General features: G+C 46.5%; 26 protein-coding genes and 1 other annotated feature. Of the genes, 11 read left to right on the top strand and 15 right to left on the bottom strand.

Annotation, left to right across the window (positions count from 1 at the left end):
- Positions 1 to 2: 2 nt before the first annotated feature.
- Positions 3 to 413: a hypothetical protein gene (locus tag B3S86_RS04860; protein ID WP_290749741.1), complete on the bottom strand. Its 411-nt coding sequence runs from the start codon at positions 411 to 413 to the stop codon at positions 3 to 5.
- A 30-nt stretch (positions 414 to 443) separates the two neighbouring features.
- Entirely contained in the window at positions 444 to 1,130 is a 687-nt protein-coding gene (locus B3S86_RS04855; protein ID WP_290749738.1) for a glyoxalase, read from the bottom strand.
- 132 nt (positions 1,131 to 1,262) lie between these two features.
- Between B3S86_RS04855 and B3S86_RS04850 the strand changes: the two genes are divergently transcribed.
- Positions 1,263 to 1,919, top strand: coding sequence for a hypothetical protein (locus B3S86_RS04850; RefSeq protein WP_290749735.1), 657 nt, complete (start codon positions 1,263 to 1,265; stop codon positions 1,917 to 1,919).
- 58 nt (positions 1,920 to 1,977) lie between these two features.
- The gene (locus B3S86_RS04845; protein ID WP_290749732.1) at positions 1,978 to 2,214 is read left to right on the top strand and encodes a hypothetical protein; all 237 of its coding nucleotides are present in this window, start codon (positions 1,978 to 1,980) and stop codon (positions 2,212 to 2,214) included.
- On the opposite strand, the gene B3S86_RS15365 is transcribed toward B3S86_RS04845, so the two are convergent.
- The gene (locus B3S86_RS15365; protein WP_349677882.1) at positions 2,208 to 2,495 is read right to left on the bottom strand and encodes a hypothetical protein; all 288 of its coding nucleotides are present in this window, start codon (positions 2,493 to 2,495) and stop codon (positions 2,208 to 2,210) included. The two genes, B3S86_RS04845 and B3S86_RS15365, sit on opposite strands and share 7 nt — an antisense overlap.
- Before the next feature lie 57 nt (positions 2,496 to 2,552).
- Positions 2,553 to 2,798, bottom strand: a binding site (T-box leader).
- Between the two features lie 86 nt (positions 2,799 to 2,884).
- Between B3S86_RS15365 and B3S86_RS04835 the strand changes: the two genes are divergently transcribed.
- Complete coding sequence (locus B3S86_RS04835) at positions 2,885 to 3,433, top strand: GNAT family N-acetyltransferase (protein WP_290749729.1); 549 nt, start codon at positions 2,885 to 2,887, stop codon at positions 3,431 to 3,433.
- Between the two features lie 4 nt (positions 3,434 to 3,437).
- Here B3S86_RS04835 and B3S86_RS04830 read toward each other — a convergent pair whose 3' ends face one another.
- The 4 genes from B3S86_RS04830 to B3S86_RS04815 all read right to left on the bottom strand — a co-directional run bounded on the left by B3S86_RS04830 (position 3,438) and on the right by B3S86_RS04815 (position 4,947).
- Entirely contained in the window at positions 3,438 to 3,857 is a 420-nt protein-coding gene (locus tag B3S86_RS04830; protein ID WP_290749726.1) for a hypothetical protein, read from the bottom strand.
- A gap of 142 nt (positions 3,858 to 3,999) precedes the next feature.
- Positions 4,000 to 4,383 carry a hypothetical protein gene (locus B3S86_RS04825; RefSeq protein WP_290749723.1) on the bottom strand — a complete coding sequence of 128 codons (384 nt, stop codon included), beginning with the start codon at positions 4,381 to 4,383 and terminating at the stop codon, positions 4,000 to 4,002.
- Positions 4,376 to 4,585: a helix-turn-helix transcriptional regulator gene (locus B3S86_RS04820; RefSeq protein ID WP_290749720.1), complete on the bottom strand. Its 210-nt coding sequence runs from the start codon at positions 4,583 to 4,585 to the stop codon at positions 4,376 to 4,378. The genes B3S86_RS04825 and B3S86_RS04820 overlap by 8 nt, the downstream gene beginning before the upstream one ends.
- Positions 4,586 to 4,722: 137 nt before the next feature.
- Positions 4,723 to 4,947 (bottom strand): DUF2188 domain-containing protein, encoded by a 225-nt coding sequence (locus tag B3S86_RS04815; protein ID WP_290749717.1) that lies wholly within the window; start codon positions 4,945 to 4,947, stop codon positions 4,723 to 4,725.
- 146 nt (positions 4,948 to 5,093) lie between these two features.
- On the opposite strand from B3S86_RS04815, the gene B3S86_RS04810 reads away from it, so the two are divergent.
- The 3 genes from B3S86_RS04810 to solA all read left to right on the top strand — a co-directional run bounded on the left by B3S86_RS04810 (position 5,094) and on the right by solA (position 8,786).
- Positions 5,094 to 5,564, top strand: coding sequence for a DUF2975 domain-containing protein (locus tag B3S86_RS04810; RefSeq protein ID WP_290749714.1), 471 nt, complete (start codon positions 5,094 to 5,096; stop codon positions 5,562 to 5,564).
- 485 nt (positions 5,565 to 6,049) lie between these two features.
- Positions 6,050 to 7,573 (top strand): methyl-accepting chemotaxis protein, encoded by a 1,524-nt coding sequence (locus B3S86_RS04805; protein ID WP_290749711.1) that lies wholly within the window; start codon positions 6,050 to 6,052, stop codon positions 7,571 to 7,573.
- A gap of 70 nt (positions 7,574 to 7,643) precedes the next feature.
- Positions 7,644 to 8,786, top strand: coding sequence for an N-methyl-L-tryptophan oxidase (gene solA / locus B3S86_RS04800; RefSeq protein ID WP_290749708.1), 1,143 nt, complete (start codon positions 7,644 to 7,646; stop codon positions 8,784 to 8,786).
- A 55-nt stretch (positions 8,787 to 8,841) separates the two neighbouring features.
- Here the strand turns inward: solA and B3S86_RS04795 are convergent, their stop codons facing one another.
- Positions 8,842 to 9,090, bottom strand: coding sequence for a hypothetical protein (locus B3S86_RS04795; RefSeq protein ID WP_035408387.1), 249 nt, complete (start codon positions 9,088 to 9,090; stop codon positions 8,842 to 8,844).
- 151 nt (positions 9,091 to 9,241) lie between these two features.
- On the opposite strand from B3S86_RS04795, the gene B3S86_RS04790 reads away from it, so the two are divergent.
- The 4 genes from B3S86_RS04790 to B3S86_RS04775 all read left to right on the top strand — a co-directional run bounded on the left by B3S86_RS04790 (position 9,242) and on the right by B3S86_RS04775 (position 11,735).
- On the top strand, positions 9,242 to 9,760 hold the full coding sequence (locus B3S86_RS04790; protein WP_290749705.1) for a transcriptional regulator: 519 nt from the start codon (positions 9,242 to 9,244) through the stop codon (positions 9,758 to 9,760).
- Positions 9,761 to 9,859: 99 nt separating this feature from the next.
- The gene (locus B3S86_RS04785) at positions 9,860 to 10,087 is read left to right on the top strand and encodes a PLD nuclease N-terminal domain-containing protein (protein ID WP_290749702.1); all 228 of its coding nucleotides are present in this window, start codon (positions 9,860 to 9,862) and stop codon (positions 10,085 to 10,087) included.
- Complete coding sequence (locus B3S86_RS04780; protein WP_290749699.1) at positions 10,084 to 10,968, top strand: ABC transporter ATP-binding protein; 885 nt, start codon at positions 10,084 to 10,086, stop codon at positions 10,966 to 10,968. The genes B3S86_RS04785 and B3S86_RS04780 overlap by 4 nt, the downstream gene beginning before the upstream one ends.
- Positions 10,965 to 11,735, top strand: coding sequence for an ABC transporter permease (locus B3S86_RS04775; RefSeq protein ID WP_290749696.1), 771 nt, complete (start codon positions 10,965 to 10,967; stop codon positions 11,733 to 11,735). The genes B3S86_RS04780 and B3S86_RS04775 overlap by 4 nt, the downstream gene beginning before the upstream one ends.
- A gap of 46 nt (positions 11,736 to 11,781) precedes the next feature.
- On the opposite strand, the gene B3S86_RS04770 is transcribed toward B3S86_RS04775, so the two are convergent.
- The 5 genes from B3S86_RS04770 to nikA are packed head-to-tail and all read right to left on the bottom strand — an operon-like array spanning position 11,782 to position 16,785.
- Complete coding sequence (locus tag B3S86_RS04770; protein ID WP_290749693.1) at positions 11,782 to 12,579, bottom strand: ATP-binding cassette domain-containing protein; 798 nt, start codon at positions 12,577 to 12,579, stop codon at positions 11,782 to 11,784.
- Positions 12,576 to 13,382: an ABC transporter ATP-binding protein gene (locus B3S86_RS04765; RefSeq protein WP_414651163.1), complete on the bottom strand. Its 807-nt coding sequence runs from the start codon at positions 13,380 to 13,382 to the stop codon at positions 12,576 to 12,578. Before B3S86_RS04765 ends, B3S86_RS04770 begins: the two co-directional genes overlap by 4 nt.
- Positions 13,379 to 14,224 carry a nickel ABC transporter permease subunit NikC gene (nikC, locus tag B3S86_RS04760; RefSeq protein WP_081780379.1) on the bottom strand — a complete coding sequence of 282 codons (846 nt, stop codon included), beginning with the start codon at positions 14,222 to 14,224 and terminating at the stop codon, positions 13,379 to 13,381. The genes B3S86_RS04765 and nikC overlap by 4 nt, the downstream gene beginning before the upstream one ends.
- A complete protein-coding gene (gene nikB / locus B3S86_RS04755; protein ID WP_035408402.1) occupies positions 14,221 to 15,162 on the bottom strand; it encodes a nickel ABC transporter permease in 942 nt (313 codons plus the stop codon). Before nikB ends, nikC begins: the two co-directional genes overlap by 4 nt.
- Before the next feature lie 12 nt (positions 15,163 to 15,174).
- Positions 15,175 to 16,785: a nickel ABC transporter substrate-binding protein gene (gene nikA / locus B3S86_RS04750; protein WP_290749688.1), complete on the bottom strand. Its 1,611-nt coding sequence runs from the start codon at positions 16,783 to 16,785 to the stop codon at positions 15,175 to 15,177.
- 254 nt (positions 16,786 to 17,039) lie between these two features.
- Between nikA and B3S86_RS04745 the strand changes: the two genes are divergently transcribed.
- Complete coding sequence (locus tag B3S86_RS04745; protein WP_290749685.1) at positions 17,040 to 17,597, top strand: hypothetical protein; 558 nt, start codon at positions 17,040 to 17,042, stop codon at positions 17,595 to 17,597.
- Between the two features lie 110 nt (positions 17,598 to 17,707).
- Here the strand turns inward: B3S86_RS04745 and B3S86_RS04740 are convergent, their stop codons facing one another.
- Together B3S86_RS04740 and B3S86_RS04735 are read right to left on the bottom strand one after the other, a co-directional pair.
- Complete coding sequence (locus B3S86_RS04740) at positions 17,708 to 18,970, bottom strand: PTS ascorbate transporter subunit IIC (RefSeq protein WP_290749682.1); 1,263 nt, start codon at positions 18,968 to 18,970, stop codon at positions 17,708 to 17,710.
- Positions 18,971 to 19,002: 32 nt separating this feature from the next.
- Positions 19,003 to 19,269 (bottom strand): PTS sugar transporter subunit IIB, encoded by a 267-nt coding sequence (locus B3S86_RS04735; RefSeq protein ID WP_238239609.1) that lies wholly within the window; start codon positions 19,267 to 19,269, stop codon positions 19,003 to 19,005.
- Positions 19,270 to 19,272 lie beyond the last annotated feature (3 nt).

Raw genomic sequence — 19,272 nt, 5'->3', positions numbered from 1 at the left:
ATTTAAATCACTCTCGTTCGGACGCGCATCCGTTTGAGCCCCGTCAATAGGAGACACAACAAGATGATGCCCGAAACAAAGAGTACGTACGTATGAATCGTAAAGAGGGAACGGAGACCGACCGCTACCGGGTTCTGTTGCACCTCAATCCAACTACTAAGTATGATTCCGCTGATTGCAAATAAGATGAGTACGCCGACCTGTCGACGTGTCAACGTAACATACGTCAAAACGCGCATGCCTTCCCGGATCACGAACGGTAGGAGAACGAGGAGTGCTGCGACCGGTAAGATGACCGGGTCACCGCCTTGCTGAATCGGCATTGAGCGGGTCAAATAGCCAAACAAGAAAAAGAATCCACACACGAATAACAATAATCCGAACGCAATACTCGCATTCACCGCTTTATTCATCTTACTTCCCTCACTTTTTAGAATAATGAATTATGAAGAAACGGCACTTTGATGCCATACGCCCGCTGCATCAAGCCGGACCCGATGTCTGCCGTCGAGTTCCATCTCGATCGGACTGACCTTCGCCGTCTTCGGTGAGAACAACCATGTCCGACCTTCTGGGACGAGCAAGATATGCGTTCCATCCGCGACCGGTCCGAGGAAGTTGAGTGACGCGCCATTGAGCGGACGTTCCCGTCGCTCGAGAACGCCAATCTCTGCTAACTGCTCACCCACTTCAAGCACGTCTTTCACCGTCAGACTCATCTCGCCGATTCCGAGGATGTCGGATACATCAAACGTCAGTTCCGCTTTAGACGGATTGATTTGATGCCGCGCGATCAATTCCAAGACATTTTCATCTGAATCATAAAAATAGCAGGAATGCGAATCTGTGAAATCAAAATAAATCTCGTCCTGTCCGTCTTCGATCAAAAGTGGTGTCCGTTCTACAAGCCACGCTTTTCCTTCTTGGAAGGCGTTTCCCGGAATGTTGAACGCCATATGGTATTGCGTATCAACATCGTTAGTCTGTCGATATGTCAGTTGATCCGTGCCGATTTGCATCGTAAACGAATCGTTTGTTTCCGAGACGAGCAGGAAACCGATCTGTTTTAAGTAAAAATCTTTCATTGACTGCAGATGGCGTGTTACAAGAATGGTTTTCGAAATGTTCATACCATTAACCTTCCTTCATTTGCAGTAAAATTTATCAAAAAGTGATATGCTTTATTTTACCACTAATGGTAAAATCATGACGATATAAAAGTCTGATTTTTCAGATATTTTTATACCTGAGAGGATGTTTGGATGAAATTATTAATTGCTCAACCGAAACGCGAGACTGGGCTCGCACAATTCGAACGTGAGACTGCCGCTTATCCTGAAGTTGATCTGATCGTCTACCCAGAAGGATACTGCACGATCGCAGAACTCGATCGCGTGCAACACCTTGCCAAGCAGTTCGAGACAGTCGTCGTCACGGGTTACAAGGATGAAGCGAATCTCGATCGCGCTGTCATCATCGATGCGACCGGGAAGATTCTTCTTGATCGCGCAAAAACACCAGATGCTGGACCGCTTTATACGCCTTCAACAGCAAACGATGGTGCGTTACGTTACGGGTACGTCCTTTGCCGCGAAATCTTTTTAGGAAAAGACGGACTAAGCGAGGAATCCGGACTTGATCTCATCTTCAATCCAATCGGTGTCGGCATGTTTAGTGAAGAACAGTATGCCGAGTGGTCTGGTGAAGCGCGTATCATCAGTCAAGCGCAACAAGCGCTCATGATCGGGACGAGTCATGCCGATGGTTCGTACCGTAACTGTGGTTTTTCGATTCCGATTGCGTTCGTCTATGACGAGACCGGTGAGCCATTACTGTTGTCTCATAACGATACGCGGACACGCTTGTTTGATACGGTCACGCGGCACGTCGAGATTGTCGGTACACCGTCTTTATCGTAAATGAACACACGCTTCTTCCCGTCAGAAGAAGCGTGCCATCCCTTCAGGAGGTGCTCATATGTTCCAAACAGGTCGTGCTTCGTTCTTTTGGAAACGATATTTTTATGTCTTCTTTCCTTTATTCATCTTCGGGGTCAGTCACGAATCGTACTTGATCGATAATCCGTTAGCTAGCTTAGAAGACATCGGCGAGTTCGTCTTCTTCTTTTGCCTTTATCTCTTTAATTTTGCCGTTCTCTCTGCTTTGGTGACGAATCTGTGGTGGTTCTTCCTTCCGACAAAACAAGCTCACTGAGACACGGATTTTTGATAGGAAACGAGTGTCGCTCGTTCATTGAGCGGTTGACTGACACCGGTCAATCGGTAACCCATCTTCTCATAGAAATAACAATTGCGCGTCTCTTCGCGAATCGTTCGCAGTTCCCATGCCGCAGCAGTCGGTGGACCTTCATAGAATACAAATTCTGCTTCCGTGCGTTGCTCAATCGATCGTGCGAAGACCTGGTCTCGTTTCCATCTGTTTCGGATACGGTCCTCCCATTGTTGTACGGTTTCTGCTTGGTTTTGTGACGTCATCCCTTGTTCGCTCCTTTAATCGGTAACTAAGAGAATACAAAAAAGTCCGCCCCCTTTGACAGGGACGGACTTCACCGCGATACCACCCATATTCCGTCGAGAATGCTTGTTCTCGACAGCACTTAGTTGCACACTATCATGTGCATTCCATGTAACGGTGGACACCCGGTCACACTTACTGAATGGTTCAGCGTGACTTCTCAGAGAGGATCTTCATGATTGATCTGGCTACCGGTTCTCAGCAATCCCGGTTTTCTGTAAGGCAGAGGAACAATCATTACTCTTTCTCGTCAACGAAATGATATGCTCTTGTTGTGGGGAATCTTACCATATGCCTTAAACGTTAAACAACACTTTTTTTACATTTTCTTGAAAAGGAGTTTTTTTGAATGGTACATACTTTCCCAACGCTTAAAACGAACCGTCTCGCCTTACGCGAAGTGTTACCCACAGATGCTACGAGTGTCCTTGCTTATTTATCAGACGAACACGTCGTCAAACAGATGGGACTCGCTCCGTTTCAATCGGAAGCTGACGCCCTCGAAGAGATTGATTGGTACGCTTCGATTCGTCGCGATGGTACGGGCATCCGTTTTGGAATCGCTTTATCAGAAGACGATGTCATCATCGGTAGTTGCGGTTTCTTGAATCAATCGGAACGCCATCAGCGGGCTGAAATCGGGTTTGAGCTGAACCCTGCCTATCAGGGACAAGGCATCGCGAAGGAAGCAGCGCTTGCGGTGATCGAATATGGTTTTAAGGAACTTTCGCTCAACCGAATCGAAGCACTCGTTTTACCCGATAATGCCACATCGCAACGATTGCTTGAACGACTTAGTTTTCAGCGTGAAGGGTTGCTTCGTCAATATGAAAAAACACGCGGTCAATTTGATGATTTGTATATGTACTCGTTATTGCAGAGTGATTGGTCTGTCTAAGGTCTCACATTAGATTTCTAGACTCTAAGTCTTTTATCCGTCGGTAGACTTCTTCTACTTCTGATTGTGCAAACCAGACATCGGGATGCTTTTCAAACATCAACAAATTGATATACAAATCGATGTTATCAGGATCTAGTTCGGCTGCTTTTTTGGCATGGAATAAAGCGATTACGCAAGCTCCCTCGAGATGACAAAGTGGGTGTAGCATCAATGAAGACGTCAGATCATGTATCTCACTTGATTCATGGTGTTGTAGTAAATAATTCATAAAAGCATATATAGTGAGATTAAACGTCTCAAACCCTACACTAAGGATCATGTCGAATCGCTTTTTTTCCGTTAACTCCAAAAATAGTTTCGCTGCTTTCTCAAAGTCCATCACAGCAATATATTTTCGCAACCGGTACTCTAACTCTTCCACGTCGGTTGTCCTCCTCGATTGAAAATCCGCTATTGTTCATCAACATTTTCCACTAACAAAGACATGTTCTTAATACTTAGAATGTGTCTTTTTATAATGTATTACAATATTTCTCCTACAGATACTCAACTATCATTCCTTTTCATCGATAAGATCGTGCTTTCATGAACTCAATGATCGGTAAGATAACTAAAGCAATCGCGAATAAGACGATCAATAAGAGATTCGCTGATTTATGTAAAAAGTAATCGAGACAGATACATCCAAAAATCAGGACAATCAGGATTTTATAGCTAATAAGTCCACTCTCCGCCGTAATCTTTTTGCCCAGCTCATCTTCTGGCACCGGACGCTCGTCCTTCCCTGACCGTGCCCACGTAAAATACGAGAAGAACATGATCAACAGAATTGCCAATTGAACGAGCGAGAAGAATGTGACATTATTTTCGAAAATCATACTGAAGACGGTAAGGCTCGCTACTATCACGAGCGTTACTAAAAATAGAACCGTTTTTTTCTTAGACATTTCTCTCCTCCTGTCCTGAAATGAACAGATGATCGACTTGTGTCTGCAAGACTTTGGCGATATTAAACGCTAATTGTAAAGTCGGATCATACTTGTTGTTTTCAATCGCATTGATCGTCTGCCGACTGACCTGACAATGGTCAGCCAGTTCTTGTTGCGATAATTTTGCCGCTAGACGTCGCTCTTTGATGTGGTTTCTCATGTTCATTCCTCCACGACGTGTCAAATTCTTTTTACATCTCAACTGTAATGAACTTCCATCATTATGTCAAAAACTTTTGACATGACAATCATTAAAAAGACACGCTCTCATGATCAGAACGTGTCATATATGATGGCTCAACCTCGTGGTGGAAATGGATCATGTCCGTAGGAATCTTTTTCCCGAATCTGCCCTTCTTTGTTATGAATGACAAGCTCCGTCTTCTGTTTTTTCGCAATCCGACGCCCTTCTGCGATCGCTTCTTTCTGTGTAGCGAATCGCTTCGTTGCTCGAGTCGCACCGGCAGCTTTCACTTGATAACCACCTTTAGGATGCGGCATGACATGTTGATCTCGTTTCATCACGTGACCTCCATTTTCTTAATCAATTTCACCTACATGACACTATTTTAAAGTGCGGTTGCCTCTTCACTTGAATTTTCTACTAGCCTCTCGGGAGATGCAGTATACTAAAAGAAACGTTTGTTGCCTCGAAAGGAGTTGATATCGTGAATCATTTCGTCTGGCAAGTTCGGTTTTTACGCTTTATCGTCTTCGGTATCATCTTCAGTCTGTTCGGTTTAGCTGGTCTTGGTATCCCACTTGTCTGGCATGGTATCACGAAAAACTTGTTACTCGAGAGACCTGGCTACAGTGTTCTATTGACCGCATACCTTATCTTCATCCCGACTCTTTTGATTTTATTCCATGCGCTCCGAATCCTTCGATATATGTCGATGACTCCTCCAGCTTTTCCGCTCATCACAGCTTCCATTCAATCGATGAAATTGTCTTTTTATATTGTCGCCATTTTAACGGCATGTCTCTTTCCCGTCTTTTTCTATATTGGTCAGATTGACGACGCGCCTGGTCTGATTATCATCGGAATGGGTTTGATTCTTGCTCCGTTGACAATCGGAACGCTACTTGCCTGTATCCAACAATTATTATTACACTATGTGTTGCCTATGAAATCTTAAACGTCCACGACCGAAGAATAAACGTTCATGATTATTTTTTTATTCTAACTGTTGCCTGTTCTATCTAACACTTTATTTAATCCCGCTCTTAAGAGTGGGATTTTTTAGTTCGTGTCACATTGATGGCTGTCCTGATGTCCTTGCTTTAACAGGATTTTTGATTGACAACGTAGACATGTCATCAGACGAAAGCTCGCTTTTTTTGTACTGACCGCGTGTCTTCGTAATTCATTTTCATATACATGTCTTGCCTTGATTCGATGATCGACTTCACTTTCCATCCCGATCCCTCTTCCCTCAATTTGTATTTTTTTCTATTTAATATGTGCCCTGAATCATTCTTGATAAATCCTTTTTTTAGAAGAAATAGTTTGTCTTCCAGCGGTGGCATAAAAAAATCGTTAAAAGGTCCTGTTTAATATGTATTTTACCGACCGATAAATGAATTATAAATAGAAAATATGAGTTGAGAGGACTAGTTACACGTGAAGAACACAACCAAGAACCATTCCATCCGAACACGTCTTTTAGTAATGATCAGTTTGATTTTGATTGCCTTTTTTGTTTTTAGTAGTCTGGCCTTATACTTCAATACGAAGCAAACTGCGGTTTCCACACTTAAAGCGACCGCCGAAAAGGACGCGCTTCGCATCAGCAAGACATTCGACACGGCGGCTTACAGCGAATTTCTACAATCGCCTATCGCGTCTGAGCAATATGAAACGTTACGAAACGAACTCGATACATTACGTAAGCAAAACGGACTCCTGTATGCATACACAGCACACATCGACCAAAATAAGGTCCGTTTGCTGATTGACGGTCTCCCCAAAAAAGATGCGGCTAAAATTGATGCGCCAGCAAGCGGTGCAAAAGTCGCGGATATGCAGGAGGTATTAAAAGGCGGCACACATGCGACGGACATCATTAATGATCCTGTGAATGGGCAGTATATGAGCATCTACGTTCCGTTAAAAGATGCGTCCGGTCAAGTCATCGGCATTCTTGGAACCGACATCGCTGCGAAGGAAGTCGATGCGCTTGCGATCTCGATTCGTGATATGAACGAGATGCTGCGGACGATGATTGTCGACATCAAACAGACAGCCACTCTCGTCTCGACGACGAGTCAATCGATTGATCAAAGTACATCAGAAGTGCTCGACGGTTCCGAACAAATCGCTCATACGATGTCGGAAATCGCGACCGGAACAGAAAGTCAGACGCAAGTCACGCTTTCATTGAATGACGAGATGAATCGGTTCGCAGCATTGATCGAGACGACGAATCAGTCTGGTGTCGAAATTCAAGGAACAACGGAGCAGATGGCAATACTGACACGAGTCGGACGGGATCAAATGTCTGCTTCTGTCGAACAGATGCGCCACATTCATCAACATGTCACCCAGTCTGCTGAACAGATTGATCTACTGAAACAGCAATCATCGGATATCCAAACGCTCGTCGGCATCATCCGCGGTATTTCCGAGCAGACGAATCTACTTGCCCTCAATGCCGCGATCGAAGCAGCACGGGCTGGCGAACAAGGCAAAGGCTTCGCCGTCGTTGCGACCGAGGTCAAGAATCTCTCAAGTCACGTCGCAAGTAGTGTCAGTGAAATCGCAACAATCGTCACCTCGATTGAAGACAGTGCGCAACAGATGCAACACAGTTTCAAGACAACGGTTGAAGCAACAGCAGCCGGTAAGCAGATTGTCCTTGATACGGATACAACGTTCGAACGGTTAACGGATCAAGACACGCACGTCTCGTCAGCAACACAGCAGATGACCCAACAAATGGAAGACGTCTTGCAGGCAGAACGATTCATTCGCAATGCCTTGACGGAAATTGCCGCTGTCGCGGAAGAGCATACGGCAAGTAACGAGGAAGTCGCCGCTGCGTCTGAACAGATGATTGCGACGATCACGACGTTGCATACGCTCGTCGGTGATTTAAACGCACGAACGGAACACTTAGAACAAGAAGCCCGTCGCTTCGAGATTTGATATCTCATTTGTCATGTTTTGGTTCTCACTTTATACTGGTATGAATATACATATGAAGGAGTCGAACCACATGTCCCAATATGATGTCATCATCGTCGGTGCCGGATCCATGGGAATGGCTGCCGGTTACTATCTTTCACGAACCAATCAAAAAATCTTACTACTAGACGCCCACAATCCGCCGCATGATCAAGCAAGTCATCACGGGGAGACACGGATCATCCGCCATGCCTATGGTGAAGGGAAAGCTTACGTACCGCTCGCGTTAACTGCGCAACGCTTATGGTACGAGTTAGAACAGGTCAGTGGTCGGAGCTTGTTCCTGAACACCGGAGTCTTAAATGCCGGTCAACGCTCGTCCCGTTCGATGCAGACGATCATCAAGAGTGCTGAGCAGTACGATTTACCGCTCGAGGTCCTGACGGCTGACGAAATGAGAACTCGCTGGTCCGGTTTAACAATGCCCGACGATTATATCGGTTGTTTTGAACCGACGTCTGGTGTATTGAAATGCGAGGATTGTATTGAAGCATACCGAGACCTTGCTGTCGCGAACGGTGTCGACATCCGGACGAATGCAACAGTGACGACGCTTACTGCTCATGCCACTGGTGTTGACGTGACGTTTGGATCAGACATCTATTCAGCTGACGCGTTGATCGTCGCAGCCGGGGCTTGGTCTGGTCCGTTGCTCGAACAGACCGGCCTCTCCTTACCGCTGCGCCCGGTCCGCAAGACGTTCGCCTGGTTCGAAGCAGCGGAAGAGGTATTCAACGATGCAGTGTTCCCTGCCTTCGCCTTTGATACACACGCCGGTTATTATTACGGTTTTCCAAGCATCGCTCAAGCCGGTCTGAAAATCGGACGGCACGATGGTGGTATCCCGGTTGATCCGAATCATCCACGCCGTCCATTTGGTCAAGAAGCCGGTGATCTGGCAGATTTACGACAGTTCACGAACACATTCATCCCCTCGATCGATAGCTTATCTCATGGCAAAACATGTCTTTATACGATGACACCGGACGAGGACTTCATCATCGATCTGCACCCGGACTATCCGCACATCGCGATCGCCGCCGGCTTTTCCGGTCACGGATTCAAGTTCAGCAGCTTAGTCGGAAAAGTACTCAGTGAACTAGTCATCGAAAAATCGACTCCTGAACCGATTGCACCATTTTCGATTGAACGATTTACGAAAGTCAGTGAATAAACCTAAAAAGACCGTCAACGAGAATTTCGTTGACGGTCTTTTTAACTTGCATACGTTATTTTTGCTCTGAATTCGACAAGGCTTTATGTTGTGCTTCCGTCGATTTCCACCAGCCGTTGATAAATAAGACAACTCCAACGACTAATGCGATGATTGGAAAGTACATCAAATGATATTCTTCCAGTGCTTCGCCAGCAAATTCCGGTGATAATTCCACATATGCTCGGAATATCTGAACAATGAAAAATAAGAAAAAGCTTGTGATAAGTGCATATGTACCGTATCGATAGTTAGGATCTTTCATAGGAACGCTCCTTTTCCAATTAGTGTCATTGTAGACTATTCTCGATTTAATTGAAATTTCCTTTCTTTTTACATTATCATTTTTAAGAATACCATTAGTAGCATGATATGATAGTTTCAGGAATCTCATCGATGAAGGAGTTAGATGCATCATGAACTTTAATCTATTTAAAAACCATGTCCGTTTTAAAATTGCACTTGAATTGATTGATCTCGAAGATGGTTTATCAATCATGCAACTGAATCAACGCCTAACGGATGTACCGCAGTCGACCTTATACCGGCAAGTCAATGCGATGATGGACGATCAGTTGTTGAAAGTCGTTGCCGTTCAGCGTGTCGGAAAAGTCGAGGAGAAAATATATGCTTTAAACACAAGCGGTTATCAAATTAGCGAAGCAGACTGGAACAGTGCGACGTACGACGAAAAAGTGAATTTCGTCTCGTTCTACTTCATGTATGTCTTACAGCAGTATCAAACATACTTCGAACAGACCATTCAAACGGAAGGTCAGGACCACTCGACGTTCTCGATTGTTAAACTGCAGCTGACGGATGAAACCTTCAATGATTTCCAACAAGACATGCGGACATTGCTCGAAAAATATCATCACTTGGAGATGGAAGACCAGGCAAAAGAACGGACCGTCTCACTCGTCATCTTACCGTAAACACTCTCTGTATTCAGGAGAGTGTTTTTTTATCAGTACATCTTTTATTGACTTTTCTATTTTCATTATTGATAATGGTAATAGAAAAGGAGGGTTTTTATGAATACAGATTTCTCTGCCTTATCACAAATCGACTGGGAACGACTTCTGCCCCTATTATTGATTTACCTCTCCATCAATCTGATTCTACTCAGCTGCGCCTGTATCGATTGGTTTAGACGCAAGGACCGGATCGCGACACCGGCGATATGGTTAATGGTCATTCTCCTCGTCCAGCCGATTGGCTCGATTCTCTACTTCGTCATCGGAAGGAGGACGACGGCATGATTCAGATTTCCAATCTTCAGATTTCACTTCAACGACGTCTCATTCTAGACGATATTTCCTTTACGATTCACGAACATGAATGCCTCGGACTGATTGGTCCAAATGGTGCCGGAAAGACGACACTCCTGAAATGTCTAAGCGGCATGATTGAGAGTGATCGTGGTTCCATCACGATGTCTTCCCGCTCCATCCGGCAACAGCAGCGATCGATCGGCTATTTATCCCAACAGACCGACTTTAAACCTTGGATGACGTGCGAACAGTCACTGCGTTTTTTCGGTCACTTGTCGGGGCTTGATCGTGCAACGTTAAATAAGCGGATTCCGGACGTTCTACATGAAGTTGGACTCCACGCTCAACAAGCAGAAGTCATCGAACGCTTGTCCGGCGGGATGCGCCAACGTCTCGGGATCGCCCAAGCGATCTTACATGAACCGACATTTCTGATTCTCGATGAACCAGCTTCCGCCCTTGATCCGAGTGGTCGGCATGATATCAATCAGTTGATCCTCCGTTTAAAGAAACGGATGACGATCATCGTCTCGACACACCTGTTAGAAGATGCGAAAACGTGTTGCGACCGCTTCCTCGTCATCAAACATGGAAAATTGCTTGGTCCGCTCGACAATCAACGCAACGTTGATCCATACCGGATTCAAGTCGAGACGCTTACACCTGTCCTATCATTTTCTGCGACGCTATTTCCACGAGTCGAGATTAATCGAATCAACCCAAACTGCTATCAGTTCTCCGCACAGCAGCCACTTGACCTTTCAGAGTTAGCGACCACCTTGATTCAACAGGGATGGTCGATTGCTTCGATCGCCTATCAACCGATTGGACTCGAGGAACGGTTCCTCGACATGGTGGCGGACGTATGAGGACGTTTTATACGCTGACGCTGACCGAGTGGTTGGAAGCGTGGAAAGAATGGAAAATCGTCTGGTTACCGCTGTTTTTCATTGCTCTCGGCGTGACGCAACCATTGCTGTTGATGTATATGGATGTCTTGCTCGCACACGTCGGAAACGCGGATGGCATCATCGTTGACCCGAATCGTCCTGCTCCGCAATCACTTGACGTCTTCAGCGCAACGATTCATGGACAGTTCAATCAGCTTGGCTTGATCGTTCTGATCATGAGCTTCATGGGACTGTTAGCGTCAGATCGCCAAACCGGCATGCAGGATTTCATTTTAACGCGTCCCGTTTCTCGGAATGTCTATCTGCTATCGAAATGGTTCAGTCACGGGATGATCAGTTTATTCGGAATTCTAATCGGGGCACTCACGTCCTATTGTCTGACCGTCTATTGGTTCGGATTCCTTTCGCCGATGCTTGCGCTACGCATCATCCTCGATTTTAGTCTTTGGACGTTGTTCGTCGTTAGTCTGACATTACTGATCAGCACCTTCTTGCAACGCGCTGTACCGATTGGCATCCTATCGCTCGTCGTCTCCTTGCTTCTTGTTGTACTTCCTTCTCTAAAGCCAGACGTTCTATTTTTCATGCCTGGTGCGCTTCTGTCAGTTCCATCGAACACGTCGTTTTTTTCTTCGTCCCACCTAATCGGTGTCGCTTCTTGTCTCGTTTGGATTGCCCTAACACTTAGCTGGTCTGCACTTCGGTTTCGAAAAACGCCTTACTAATCCGGCTCTACAACTAAAAAGGATAACGGAGCCGTTCAGCAGTCCGTTATCCTTTGTTTGATTGTGTCTTTCGAATCGTTCGTTGCCTTGGATGCACGGCAAGCTTTGCTTGGCGCATCCGTTCAACGGCAGGATCCGTCGTAGCATCAAATGCAACTAGACTCGGGTAATGCCCGACGAGGCGTCCTTGCTCTAAGATCGCGAAGCTGTCGCAAAGTTGCTCGGCAGCTTTAATGTCATGGGTGATGAAGACATATGTTAGACCGTGTAGTCGCTTCAAGTCAGCTAACAATGCAAGAATCAATCGTTTGTTGACCATGTCGAGGCTACTGACTGCTTCGTCTAACACAATCAGACGTGGTTCAGCAGCAATCGCTCGCGCAATCGCGATTCGTTGGAGTTGCCCGCCACTGAACTGCGCCGGATATTTCGTCAAATCCGTCGCCTTGAGCCCGACTTGTTCGATTAACGTCATCAAGCGTCGTTGCCGCGCATCTCCCTTTAAACGAATGAAGTTATCAAGCGGTTCCGCAATGATATCAGCCGCTGTCAGTTTCGGATTGACGGCAGCAAACGAGTCCTGAAAGACGACTTGGACGTCACCTTGAAACGGACGTTTTGTCGCGTAACGATCGACACCGTTAAACCAAATCGTACCACTCGAGGGACGTTCGAGTCCAAGCAATAGTCGTCCGAGCGTACTTTTCCCGGCACCGCTCGACCCAAGCAACCCGAGACAACGTCCCGCTTCAAGCGTCAACGACACATCATGTAAGACGTTCTGTGCTGGTTGAAACCGGCGCTTGTAGACATGCGAGACTTGATCAATTTGCAGTAGACTCATCCGAGCGCCTCCCTTCCGATATGCTGTGCGAGAAGGGACTGCGTATACGGATGCTGCGGTCGATCAAACAATTCAAAGACATCCGCCTGTTCGACGATCCGTCCTTGTTGCATGACGAGGACTTCGTCTGCAAGTTCAGCGATCACACCAAGATCGTGCGAGATGAGTAACATCGCCGTTCCGTAGGTCGCCCGCATCCGTTCAAGTAACTCAAGAACCGTCTTTTGATTGAAGACGTCGAGTGCGGTCGTTGGTTCGTCGGCAATCAGGACGCTCGGGCGAAGGGCGACGGCTAAAGCGATCATGATCCGTTGCAACATCCCGCCACTCAGCTCGAACGGATAAGCTTTGAGCAACCGGGCGGCATCTGTTAGATTAACTTCTTCAAGTGCCGTCATCGCTTGCTGTTTCGCTTCACGCTTTGAACAACGTGAATGGGTTTGAATCGTCTCGATCATCTGGTGCCCGATCGAGTAGACCGGTGTGAAGGCACTCATCGGATTTTGCATGATGAATGCGATCTCACCACCCCGAATCGACCGAACAGCGCGTTCCGATAAGGAAAGGATTGATTTTCCGTTCAGTCGGATATCACCGGTCACGTCTGTCGTTTGCGGATTAAGTAGACGCATCAACGCAAGACTCGTCACTGTCTTCCCGCAACCACTTTCTCCGACGAGACCGAGGATTTGGCCTGGTTGAATCGAGAACGTTACCTTTTCAATCAATGTCATCTGTTGTTTCGTACGGACGGTCAGACCGTCGACAGCTAAGATCGGTTCGATACGGGCACCTCCTCTCATTTCATCGTTTTCGAAACACCGAATCGTTCTGCTAACTGTTCTCCTACTAGATTAAAGCTAATGATGACGAACATGATCGCGAGTCCTGGATAAATCATCAACTCCGGATTCGTCCGGATGTACGATTTTCCTTCATGAATCATCGCGCCCCACTCGGCTGTCGGTGACTGGACACCAAGCCCAAGGAACGACATCGCCGAGATATCCATGATCGCCCAGCCCATCTCAAGCGTCCCGATGACGAGTAGCGGCGGTAAGATGTTCGGCAGGATGTGCGTCCGGATGATCTTCCATGAAGATGAACCGTTGACGCGAGCAGCCGCGATGAACGCTTCCGTCTTCAACGTCATGACCATTCCGCGGAACATCCGCGCGTAATAAACCCACTGGACGAGCATCAAGGCGATGATGACCTGCTTGAGACCCGGACCAAAGATACCGACGAGACCGAGGACGAGTATCAGACTCGGAAACGCCATTACGCCGTCGCACAGACGCATTAAGAGTTGATCGACCCAACCGCCACGATAGCCGGCAAGTGTTCCGACGAACAGTCCGATCGCAAGTGAGGCGACGAAAATCAACACGGCACAGCCGAGTGAAATCCGTGCGCCGTAAATCAAGCGCGATAAGAGACAGCGTCCGAGCTGGTCGGTTCCGAGCGGATAGGCTGACGAAGGTCCATGGAGCTTTTGCGTCAGGTCGACGAGGTTCGGATCATGTGGCGCAATCCACGGTGCGAACAACGCAATGCCTGCCATCCCGATTAAGACGAAGGCACAGAGATAAAGAAGCGGCGTATACCGCGACCGGATCATCGTTGCTGGAAGTGGAGTATTCATACCGTCCCTCCTTTTTTCGCTAGGCGTGGATCGAGCACGGCTTGAATGATGTCGACGAGCAAACTGCTGCCGATGAAGACGAGTGCCGCGAGAAAGACGTAGCCTTGGATGACCGGCATATCCCGATCAAAGATTGCTTCAATGAAGTAACGACCGAAGCCGGGCCACGAGAAAACGGTCTCGACGATGATCGTTCCCGTCAGCAACTTCCCGAGGTTCATCCCAAGACCGGTGATCATTGGCGGAATCGCCATCCGAAGGACGTGTTTGCCAAGAATCCGTCCTTCCTTTAATCCACGCGTCCGGGCAAACAAGACATACGGTTCATTCAATGCTTCAATCACACTTCCGCGCAGCAAGCGTGTATAAAGGGCAATCAACGGAAACGCGAGTGTCAATGCCGGTAAAATCAAGTGCATCACACTTCCTGTCCCGCCGACTGGAAACCAATCCAGCTTTACGGCAAAGAAGAAGATGAACAGATACCCGAGCCAAAACGACGGAATCGAAGCCCCGATGAAGGCGATTCCCCGACTCAGATGGTCAAAGAAGCCATTTTTCTTAATGCCGGCAAGGAACCCGAGTGGAATACTGATGACAAGCGCCAGCAACAGACTCGTCAAAGCCAGTTCGACCGTTGGTGGTAAGCGTAACAAGACATCTTCAAGGACCGGTTTACCCGATAGATACGATGTTCCGAAATCGAGCTGCGCCAAGCGGATGACGGCATCGATATATTGTTTGTAGAACGGTTGATCGAGCCCGAATTCTGCTCGTTTTGCAGCGAGTAGTTCATCCGTCGGCTGGATATGGGCAGCAGATAGATAGGCCTGTGCCGGATCAACTGGCGATAAATGAATCAACCCGGTCAGAATCAAGACAGCAAGTAACAAGATCGGGATGACGGATAATATACGTTTGACGAGGAAGACCCCCATGTCATCCCTCCTTTACTTGATTCCGATACGCGCGAATGGACTCTCGTCTCGGTTCGCAGGGAACTGGAAGTTCGTCACGTCCGATTGATAGATCGCCATCTTCTTCAAGTACGAGATTGGAATTAGCGCACCTTGATCTTGGAGCGATGGCAGAATGTCGGCGTACATCTTCTGACGCTTTGTTTCGTCCGTCGTCTTCAAGACATCTTTGATCTCTTGCAAGAGTTTTTCTTTATTCGGATAAGCCGAAATCGCTTCCTTGAAGCCGAAGCCATCTGTATCAATCAAGTTCACGAACGTATGCGGATCATACGGCGCACCGAAGTTACTGTAGAAGTTGATATCAAACCGGTTATCCTTGAAGCGCTGGACTTGATCCGGTAGTTCGACGGCTTCTGTCTTCAGCTCGACACCAATTTTTGACCATTCCGACTGAAGTGTCTCGGCCATCGCCTTTTGGACCTGTTCTGCTGCGTCATACATCATCCCGATTTGCAATGGTTGACCGTCTTTGACGCGAACCTTCTCATCTTTCGGAAGTTTCCAACCTGCTTCGTCAAGAAGACGATTCGCTTCCTTCACGTCATAATCCCGTTGCTTCACTTTCAAGTTCGATGTGTACGGCATGTTCGGTGGCAACAAGTAATCAGCTGGAGATTCTAATCCCGACGTGATCCCTTCAACGAGGGCGGCTTTATCGAACCCGTGCTGTAACGCCTGGCGGACGCGTTCGTCAGACAGACGTTTATTTTTCGTGTTCAAGACGAGGAGACGCGTCGCGACTGGTTCAGACATCTGCGTTTTGTACGATTTATCCGTCTTCAACTGGTTGAAGGCATCGATGCTGATCGCCCCTTCCCCGTAAATCAGATCAACCTGTCCTTTTTCGAGTGCTAAGACACGTGTCTCCGCATCCGGGATGATGTCGACCTTGATGTGATCGACGTTCGGCTTCGGTCCCCAGTAGTTCTTGTTGACCTTAAACGTCGCGTACTGATCCGGTTTGTACTCGTCGAGCATCCATGGACCTGTCCCGACTTCCTTTTTGACACCTTTCGATGTATCGCCGTTCTCCGGGAATCCAGCCTCTCCGAGGAAACGTACCGGACGGACGACCGCGAGTTCCTGAATCGTCGGGTAATAGGCTTCGGATAATGTCAGACGGAATGTCTTTGCATCAACCGCTTCCGTCTTCTCGATTTTCGTGATGAACCCAAGCCAGCTATGTAAGGCTTTTTGTTTAAGGATCGCATCAAAATTCTTTTTGACGATGGCTGCATCGAACGTCGAACCGTCTGAGAACTTGACGCCGTCACGGAGCGTGAACGTATACGTTTTTCCGTCTTCAGAAATCTTCCAAGATGAGGCTAAGTATGGCTCAAGCTTTCCACCTTCGCCGTAGTGGACGAGTGGCTCATAGATCATCGACTGTGCAAACAGTTGTGATGGGTTATAGACGTGTGGGTTCATCGTTCCAACGTCGCGTGGCCACGCGAGCGTCAATGTATCTTTATCTTTTCGCTCTCCTGTCGACTCGCCCGGGTTCGAGCAGCCGATCAATAATGATGTCAAAGACAGGATCGAGACGGTAGAAATCAGTAATTTTTTACGGTTAACGTTCATGGTAAGCAGATCCCCCAACTTGTATTGATAATCATTTTCAATTGTAAGAGGGAAAGATAAGGATTGTCAATGAATAATCTAGATGTTGACTGGACTTTAAGCGCTTTTTGACAGGGTTTCCACACTTAACTGAGCCACGTTCTGAGCACGTCTCTTTTTTGTAAATAATTGTAATCAAATACGTTAAACGGTATCCTAATCTGTAGGATATGTCTCTTGTGCAACAAGACGATTCGTATTGAAAGGATGATGTTATGTCACGACTGGTTTCCTCCGTCTCGCTTGTGTTTCTCGCTCTCCTCTTAGTTCTTCCTTTGCTAATGATCGATGGGCTGATTTTATCCCTCGGAGATGTTTCCTACGACTCGTTCGTTGGTTGCCTTGTGTTTCTCTTATGTTTCTATCTCGCGAGTCTACTTGTTAGCGTCATCTTCGACGGAACGATGCGTGCGTTCGGTGGACTTTTTAAGCGCCCTATCTCGAACGTACTCTTTGCCGTAGTGAATTTTTGGGTAAGTTTAAGTGTCTTGCTTTGGATGGATCTCTACATTGAGTCCATCACGATTTCTCTCGCGACGAAAATCGTACTTGTGTCCGTACATACGGTATTGTTTTACCTGATTCATCAATCAGGAGATTTGACTGCTAAATCTTCCGAAGTCACCGAATCACATGATCCAGTCGTAAAGGAAGCCCTCCGCTTGTTAGAGAATGAGGATCCTGTGAAGTGTGTCGAGACGTTGTGTCTCAGGTTTCCTGACCGTCTGAAAAAAGACATCATTCGGATCGTCCATCGTCTACATAGCAATTAAAAAGACCTGACTGTTTCTGAATGATTTCAGAAACATCAGGTCTTTTTTCGATGATTAGAAATGGATCGCTCAATTTTTTTTATAACGAGCTAAGTAATCAATACGCTTATTTAACTGAATAGAGAAACAATCCAGCTAATCAAAATTCCGACGAATGCAAAGTCAGAATCTCCGAATGTCGTTCCTTCGAAACCGAGATTTCCGAGTAACGGTAGAAGGAAGGCTGGTAAAAAGCTGATGAGAATACCGTTTGCAAACGATCCAAGTATTGCACCCCGTCTTCCCCCAGTCGCATTACCGAATACGCCGGCAGCAGCACCTGTAAAGAAGTGAGGCACTAATCCAGGAACGATGATTGATAATCCGAGTAAAGGTAAGAAGAACATTGAAATCAATCCAGCGACAAAACTAGATAGAAAACCGATGATGACCGCGTTTGGCGCGAATGGGAAGACTGTTGGACAATCTAGCGCCGGTTTTGCATTCGGTACGAGTTTATCCGCGATTCCTTTGAATGCTGGTACGATTTCTGAAATTAACATCCGAACACCGGCAAGTACGATGTAGACTCCTGCCGCGAACGTAATAGCTTGAATGATAGAGAAAACGATATAGTTCGATCCACTCGATAATTCTTTTTCAATGAATCCTGGTCCGGCAAATAATGCAACGACAACAAAGAGTAACGTCATCGTCAAAGAGACGGCAACAGATGTATCTCTTAAGAATCCTAATTGTTTAGGTACCTTGATTTGCTCCGTTGAGTGTTCTTTATTTCCCGCATATTTTCCGATCGTTCCAGAAATAAAGTATCCGAGAGAACCAAAGTGCCCAACTGCAAAGTCATCAGAACCAGTGATTTGTCGAACGAATGGTTGTAAGAGTGCTGGAAAAAGAACCATACATAATCCAAGTAGAATCGAACCTACAACAACTAATAGAACACCGCTCAATCCGGAAACTGAAAGAATTGCTGCAAGTAAACTCGCCATGAATAACGTATGATGTCCAGTCAAGAAGATGTACTTAAATGGTGTAAACCGTGCCAAAACAATGTTCATGACCATTCCGAACACCATGATCATTGCAGTCTCTACACCAAATGCATCTTGAGCAACTGCTACGATTGCTTCGTTATTTGGAATGATTCCCCGAATGCTGAATGCATGATCGAACATTTTACTAAAGATTTCGAGTGCTGCGATGATGACACCGGCTCCTGCGCCGATAATGATAAAGCCCATGATCGTCTTGAGTGTTCCCGAAACCACTATCGCAATATCCTTTTTTTGTAACAGTAATCCAACAAGAGCAAATATACCGAGCAGGATTGCTGGCGTTCCTAAAATATCTCGCATAAGTAAATCAAGCAAGGTCAGTCCCCCCTTCTTTTATGTGTTTTTACTTAAAGTCGCGTACTAAGTTGTGCTTTAATGTCTTCGATATTCATGACATTTTCAAGAGCAACGATATCGCGCGTACCGTTGTCGAGCGAAACAATGATATCTTTTGCGCCTAGATAAATATCAGCAGGTTCAGTTTGAGCCGTCGATAGATCCGTATGAGAAACATCTGCCTCTTTTCCCATTTGTTCAAGTGCCTTTTTAACGTTGAGTTCCATGATGAAGCTTGATCCAAGTCCGTTTCCACATACTACTAAAATTTTCTTCATGAT

It is taken from the genome of Exiguobacterium sp. UBA3968 (assembly GCF_002385115.1).
GTDB lineage: Bacteria > Bacillota > Bacilli > Exiguobacteriales > Exiguobacteriaceae > Exiguobacterium_A.
Note: the sequence above shows the minus strand (reverse complement) of the source record. Positions and strands in the feature narration are given on the sequence as shown.